Annotated in this window: 5 protein-coding genes and 2 pseudogenes; 5 read left to right on the forward strand and 2 right to left on the reverse strand. The window is 67.3% G+C overall.

Annotated elements, in window-relative coordinates; translation table 11 throughout:
* Nucleotides 1-71: 71 nt before the first annotated feature.
* Nucleotides 72-290, forward strand: a complete 219-nt coding sequence (locus G3I41_RS37075; protein ID WP_343242222.1) for a hypothetical protein — start codon at nucleotides 72-74, stop codon at nucleotides 288-290.
* Nucleotides 291-942: 652 nt separating this feature from the next.
* Entirely contained in the window at nucleotides 943-1,380 is a 438-nt protein-coding gene (locus tag G3I41_RS24615; RefSeq protein WP_343242220.1) for an NUDIX domain-containing protein, read from the forward strand.
* A gap of 124 nt (nucleotides 1,381-1,504) precedes the next feature.
* Here the strand turns inward: G3I41_RS24615 and G3I41_RS24620 are convergent.
* Together G3I41_RS24620 and G3I41_RS24625 are read right to left on the reverse strand one after the other, a co-directional pair.
* A pseudogene (locus G3I41_RS24620) lies at nucleotides 1,505-2,046 on the reverse strand (peroxidase family protein); the annotation flags it as partial.
* 136 nt (nucleotides 2,047-2,182) lie between these two features.
* Complete coding sequence (locus G3I41_RS24625) at nucleotides 2,183-3,010, reverse strand: alpha/beta hydrolase (RefSeq protein WP_164402554.1); 828 nt, start codon at nucleotides 3,008-3,010, stop codon at nucleotides 2,183-2,185.
* A gap of 486 nt (nucleotides 3,011-3,496) precedes the next feature.
* Between G3I41_RS24625 and G3I41_RS24630 the strand changes: the two are divergent.
* From G3I41_RS24630 to G3I41_RS24640, 3 genes and pseudogenes are all read left to right on the forward strand, one after another.
* A pseudogene (locus tag G3I41_RS24630) lies at nucleotides 3,497-4,531 on the forward strand (IS256 family transposase); the annotation flags it as partial.
* A 927-nt stretch (nucleotides 4,532-5,458) separates the two neighbouring features.
* A protein-coding gene (locus G3I41_RS24635) for an IS5 family transposase (RefSeq protein ID WP_164398439.1) occupies nucleotides 5,459-6,255 on the forward strand; the annotation gives its coding sequence in 2 pieces (ribosomal slippage) (nucleotides 5,459-5,792 and nucleotides 5,792-6,255; 798 coding nt in all).
* A 33-nt stretch (nucleotides 6,256-6,288) separates the two neighbouring features.
* Nucleotides 6,289-6,679 (forward strand): hypothetical protein (locus G3I41_RS24640; RefSeq protein ID WP_239081434.1); only part of this gene is annotated, 391 nt, incomplete at its 3' end.

The raw sequence follows: 6,679 nt of genomic DNA on the forward strand, positions 1-6,679 counted from the left end.
ATCAAGGTCCACTGGCCTCACCGGCAGCACTCAGCTTCAGTGAGATCGGTCAAGGTTCAGTGAGACGGGACATCCGTGTCCAGCATGCATGGAACGCCACCGACCAGGCATTCGCCGTTCCGTACCCCCGCCGCTCTACGGTGCTGCGCCGGCGGTTGCTGCGGCTGTCGGTGCTCCTGCACACCCACCCGTTCTGGTCGACCGCACCCGGTGGTGCGCCGGCGGCCCGGGTGGAGCTACGCCGCCAGGCTCGGTCAGCTGCGCAGCGTCGCGGGGAGCGATCGGCGTGACCGGGCCGGCCGGGTTGTCGTCGCGGCAGGAGGCCATCCTGCGGGCGGTGCGGGAGAGGATTGCCGAGCACGGTGAGGGGCCCCCGGTCCGGCAGATCGGTGCCAGGTCGGTCCGTCGAGCACGAGCTCGGTCGCCTATCAGCTCAGGCGCCTGGAGAAACTCGGGCTAATCAGCCGCACGGGCCCGCGCTGGCAGATCTGCCGCCTGCACCCCTGACACCGGGTGCTGGGTCAGCGGACCGGGCGCCCCGACGCCCCCGGGAACGCTGACCCATCTGCTGCGGCCAGTGACCCACATAGTGATCCGGCCCTGTGAGCCCGGTTCCAGGTGGTCTTGTTTCTCCTTGACCGGGATGGCTGCCCGAGCACCGTCAGACCGCGGTCAAGGGGTGCCCTCGCCATGCTGCCCGTGTTCTGTTCCGGTGGCTGTGAAGGAGCCCTCGATGACCGGTACCACCCGCCCGCGAGCCGGCTGCCCGGTGCCCCGGCGGTCCAGGAGTGCGACCCCGTACTGGTCGCAGCACGCCGAGTATGCCCAGGCCAGGGCGGCATGCAGTGGTGAGTGCGTTCCGCCATGGCGTAGACACGTCCCTGCATGGCCGGACAGCCTGCCCGGCCGGCCGGCCCCGCAGCCTCTGGGAGAATTGCATGCGTGACTCATGGACATCAGGCGGCCACGCCGCCGGCACAGGTGGAGCCACTTGCTGTCGTTGCGGCGGCGGTGGTCGAGAACGGTCGGCTCCTGGTGGTGAGCAAGAAGGCGGCGCCCGAAATCTTCTACCTTCCTGGCGGGAAGCCTGTTGCGGGCGAGGAGCTTCTGGAGACGCTGACACGGGAATTCGAGGAGGAGCTCGGCGTGCAGCCGCTGGATCCGGCGTTCCTCGCCGATGTCGACGCGGTGGCCGCGCTGGAAGGTGTTCCCATGAGGATGACCGTGTTCGGGGCCCGCATCAGCGGGATCCCGACTCCCGCCGCTGAGCTGGCGCATATGCGGTGGGTGTCCGGTCACGAGGCGGGGCTCGAACTCGCGCCCGCGGTGAGGGACCACGTTCTCCCTCTCCTGCGGCGCAGGGGCATGCTCGCCGCATAGGACAGGGAGGTTGGGCGGCAGCGTCGGCGGCGCCCCGGCCCGTGATGATGAGCGGTGGTGGTCCGGCGCTTTCCCACCGGACCTGGGACTCGGGCTGAGGGACGCCGCGGTCGAGGGGCGGTGTCTACCTGGAGTGCCGTGTCAGGTCGAAGCGGTCCAGGTCCATGACCTTGGTCCATGTTGCGGTGAAGTCCTGGACGAACTGCGTTTCCCGTCGGCGGCGGCGTAAATCTCGGCGACGGCACGGAGTTCGGCGTTGGAGCCGAAGACGAGGTCGTTGCGGGTGCCGGTCCAGCGCGGCTTGCCGGAGGCTTCCTTGCCCTCGAAGATCTCCGGGTCGTGGGCGCTGGGGGTCCAGGTCACGTCCTGGTCGAGCAGGTGGCCGAAGTAGTCGTTGGTCAGTACGCCCGGCGTGGTGGTGAGGACGCCCAGGTCCGACTTCTGGTAGTTCGCGCCAAGGACACGGAGCCCGCCGAGCAGGACTGCCATCTCCTCCGGATCGAGGCCGAGCGGATCGGCCCGGTCGACGAGACGGTACTCGGCTGGGAGGGTGTCGTCCTTGCCGAGGTGGTTGCGGAAGCCGTCGGCCAAGGGCTCCAGGTTGGCGAAGCCTTCGATGTCGGTGTGTTCCTGGGTGGCGTCGACCCGGCCTGGGGTGGAAACCTGGGGAGAGATTGCTCATGCCCTGTGCATCCATCCTCGTGTTCGAGGCCCGCCGGGACCGGTAGGCGACATCAACGGCCGAGGGCCCGCCCCCGAAAGATCCAGGTGCGAGCCCGCGATCGTGGACCGGCCGGCCGCCTCAGCTCTTGAGGAAGTCCAGCAGGTCCTTGTTGAACTTTTCCTTGTCGCCCGGGACGAGCGCGATCCCGTGGGAGCCGCCCTCGTACACCTTGAGCGTGGCGTTCTGCACCAGCTTCGCGGTCTTGCGGCCGGTGGCGTCGATCGGCACCACCTGGTCGTCGTCGCCGTGCACGACGAGGGTGGGGATGTCGAACTTCTTCAGGTCCTCGTGGAAGTCCGTCGAGGCGAAGGCGTCCACACAGTCCACGCCGCCCTCGATGGTCTGTGCCATGGCCATGTACCAGAAGGCGTCCATGTTGCCCTGGGTGACCTTGTTGCCGTCCCGGTTCGCGCCGAAGAACCCGACCGCCGTGTCCTTCCAGAACTGCGAGCGCTCGGCGAGGATGCCCTTCTTGATGTCGTCGAAGACCGACTGGGGCACCCCCTCGGGGTTGTCCGGGCCCTGGAGCATCAGCGGCGGGACCGCGGAGAGCAGAACCGCGGACTTGATGCGTCCGGTGCCGTGCCGGCCGATGTACCGGGCCAGTTCGCCACCGCCCATCGAGTGCGCGACCAGCGTCACGTCGCGCAGGTCGAGCTGCGTGATCAGGTCGTTCAGATCGTCGGCGAAGGTGTCGAAGTCGTAGCCGTCGTACACCGGGGTGGAGCGTCCGTGGCCGCGGCGGTCGTGGGCGATACCCCGGAAGCCCGCGTCGGCCACCGCCTTCAGCTGGTCCTGCCAGGCGTCGCCGTTGAGCGGCCAGCCATGGATGAAGACCACGGGGCGACCCTGGCCCCAGTCCTTGTAGAAGATGTCGACACCATCGCGCGTCGTGCACACCGGCATGAGCAGATTTCCTCTCACTGAGCGAAGGCCCTGGCTGCCGAAGAACAGGCAGACCGAAGACGAAGCGGGAGCCCGCCTCACGATCCAGGCGTCACGGCCCGAGTTTTGGCGGCAGTCCAGACCGCAGCCATTTCTTCCCCTTGCCCCATAGTCCACATTCCGGAAGCTCTCGCACGTCGGGCGCGCGTGCGAGGTGCATCGCCCATGCCCACAATGGCGTAGCTGCCAGTCACGACCGTGCACACGCGAAAACCTTGTCGGGTCGATGGGGAGAGGAGCCACGCGCTCATTCTGAGGTGACGAGGGCAACCAGCCCATCACCTCCACCGGCCGTTGCCGGGGGGACTGTAAAACGTTCGGTGTAACTCCACTCCCGATCATGGAAGATGCATCGATGACCAGCAACAACGGATCGAGGACGAGACCGTCGAGCCGTCTGAGGCTTGGTGCCGACGTCCATGGACGAGCAGCTGATCGACCGAGCTCGTGAGTCGGGCTCAGGCCGAGGGCCTGCAGCTGACCGGCGAGGGCCAGCTGCTCCAGCAGCTGACCAAGCGGCTCCTGGAGTCCGCTCTCGAGGACGAGATCACCGACCACCTCGGCTATGACAAGCACGACCCGGCGGGGAAGAACGGCGGTAACAGTCGCCACGGAACCCGTGGCAAGACCGTGCTGACCGACGTCGGTCCGGTGGATATAGCCGTGCCCCGTGACCACGAAGGCTCCTTCGAACCGAAGATCGTTAAGAAGCGGCAGAAGCGTCTGTCGGGCGTGGACGAGATGGTCATTTCTCTCGCCGCGAAGGGGTTGACGACAGGCGAGGTCCGGGCCCACCTGTCCGAGGTCTATGGCGCCGACGTGTCGCGCCAGACGATCTCCACGATCACCGACAAGGTTCTCGAGGGAATGGCCGAGTGGCAGAACCGGCCTCTGGACGCAGTCCATCCAGTGGTCTTCATCGACGCGATGCACGTGACGATCCGCGACGGCGCCGTGGCGAACCGTCCGATCTATGTGGCCCTGGCCGTCACGACCGAGGGCCGGCGGGACATCCTGGGGCTGTGGGCCGGCGACGGGTGCGGGCGCCAAGCACTGGATACATATCCTGACCGAGATCAAGACCGCGGAGTGAATGACGTCCTCATGCTGGTCTGCGACGGACTGAAGGGCCTGCCCGACGCTGTCGAGACCGTCCGGCCGCAGACGATCGTGCAGACCTGTGTGGTGCACCTGCTGAGGAACTCCTTCCGCTATGCCGCCCGCCAGGACTGGGACAAGGTCGCGGAGGTCCTCAAGCCCGTCTAAACCGCGGCGACCGAGGAAGCCGCACTCGAGCGGTTCGCGGACTTCGCCGACGCGTGGGGCAAGAAATATCCGGCGATCGTCCGGCTCTGGGAGACCGCCTGGGAGGAGTTCACTCCCTTCCTGCGCTTCGACACCGAGATCCGCCGTATCGTCTGCACGACGAACGCGACCGAGTCCGTGAACGCGCGGATCCGACGGGCAGTGAAAGCCTGCGGTCACTTCCCGAACGAGCAGGCCGCCCTGAAGTGCGTCTACATGACGATCATGTCACTGGACCCGACCGGCAAGGGCCAGGCCCGCTGGACCATGCGCTGGAGGACCGCCCTGAACGCCTTCGACAGCCGCCTCTCCGCAGCCCGCCAGTAGCCCTCAACAACCCCGATTACACCGCTCCTTTGACAGACCCTGACCAGGGGGCGGTGCCGCAACAGCCCCCTACGCTCCCGCTCAGGCGCTCGAATCCGACCTCGGCCATGCGCGAGATGATCTCGCCCTTGCCCGGGTCGGGCTGTTCGATCCCTGCAGCCTCGGCCATCTCATCGGTCGCGGGCGGTACCGGCGTACTTCCTGGTGGTCCAAGCGTTTGACCAGTACGTGGTGGAGCGTGCGAGGTGTGCTGAGGCGGCGCTCAGGGACATGGTGCTGGCGAACCGCGCTGGTCGCCGCTGTCCGCACTGCCGGCGCGGCGGGCCGGCAGTTGGCAGAAGGTCTCCCCCGAAGCCAAGTAGGTCGCCCAATCAGGGCGAGCAGCCTTGCTGACGCCGGTTCTGACATGGCCGAAGATCTGCTTCCCGTCTCCGTCTTGGGCTGTCGACCATGGCGGCGTGTCCTTACCCAGTGCCGCCCATTCCTTGCTCTCTCAGTCGAACCGCGGTCTCAGCCGGGCCGATCGATTCGCGTGGTTCATCGATGCGGTGCGTGAAGGAATCGCTCCCTTCGCGTTGTCCAGCCCCTACTCAGGGGACTTTGCGGCCCGAGTAGTAAGCGCTGATCTAGGTGCCGCGCAGCTGGCGACTTTTTCCTTTCCCTCTCTCGACGCCGTACGCACCGCCCGCCACATCCGGCGCAGTGATCCGGAGACCTACATGCTGGCGCTTAGACGTCGTCTCATTTGGCAGGTTGAGTAGTCTGCGCGGTGTGGTGGTGGTCGAGCGCTTGGTGCCGGACGAGCTGTGGAAGCTGTTCCAGCGGGTGGTCCCGCCTGCTCCGGCCCGACCGCAGGGCGGCGGCCGTCGCCGGTACGGGGATCGCGAAGTGCTGGCCGCGATCGTTTTCGTGGCCACGACAGGCTGCACCTGGCGGCAGCTGCCGCCGGTCTTCGGTCCGTCGGGGCCGACTGCTCACCGGCGGTTCACCGAGTGGAGTGCCGCCCGAGTCTGGGCCAAGTTGCACCGCGTCATCCTGGATGAGCTGGGCTCGCGCGGCGGCCTGGACTGGTCGCGCTGCGCGATCGACTCGGTGAACATGCGGGCCCTGAAAGGGGGGAGCTGACAGGTCCGAATCCTGTCGATCGGGGCAAGAAGGGGTCGAAGATCCACTTGATCACCGAGCGGACCGGTCTGCCCATCTCCGTCGGGATCTCCGGCGCGAACCTCCACGACAGCCAGGCGCTTGAGCCGCTGGTGCGCGGCATTCCACCGATCCGGTCCCGCCGCGGCCCGCGCCGGCGACGGCCCGCCAAGCTCCACGCGGACAAGGGGTACGACTACGACCACCTGCGTCGTTGGCTCCGCTGGCGCGGCATCCGCCACCGCATCGCCCGAAGAGGCGTCGAATCCTCCACGAGACTGGGCCGGCATCGCTGGACGATCGAGCGAACGATGTCCTGGCTGGGCGGCTGCCGCCGCCTGCACCGTCGTTACGAGCGCAAGGCCGAGCACTTCCTGGCCTTCGTCGGCATCGCAGCCGCCCTCATCTGCTACCGCAGACTGACAACCTGACGGGCGACACCCGCAGGTGGGACGATCCACAGCATGATCGGATGGATGCACCACGCCCCGCGCTGGGCGGTCATATCGGCCTGCAGCATCGCAGCCGCCCTGCTCTTCATCGGGGCTTCCGCACACGTCACCGACCTTCAACGCCATGGTCTGCACCCGTACGACTGGGCGCCATGGTGGCTCAACCTCTACTGGTCGTCGCTGGCGCTGTTCGACACGCTCGCCGCCGTGCTACTGATCCGGGGCAAATGCCAAGGAATCGACCTCGCCTGCGTCATCGTGGCGACCGACCTCGCCGCCAACTGGTACGCGGCCTACGGCATCCAGGACAGCAACCTCGCCGCTCAGCCCCGCCTGCAACGGCTGGCAGTCTTCGCCGCCCTCGTTCTGGGAACGGCACCGTTCATCCGACGGCACCTCACCA

Source organism: Streptomyces sp. SID9727 (assembly GCF_010550605.1).
In the GTDB taxonomy this organism is placed as follows: domain Bacteria; phylum Actinomycetota; class Actinomycetes; order Streptomycetales; family Streptomycetaceae; genus Streptomyces.

Bases quoted from the DNA above. Each gene is read 5' to 3' on its own strand.
- G3I41_RS24625 (WP_164402554.1), bottom strand. From the start codon at position 3,010: ATGCCGGTGTGCACGACGCGCGATGGTGTCGACATCTTCTACAAGGAC.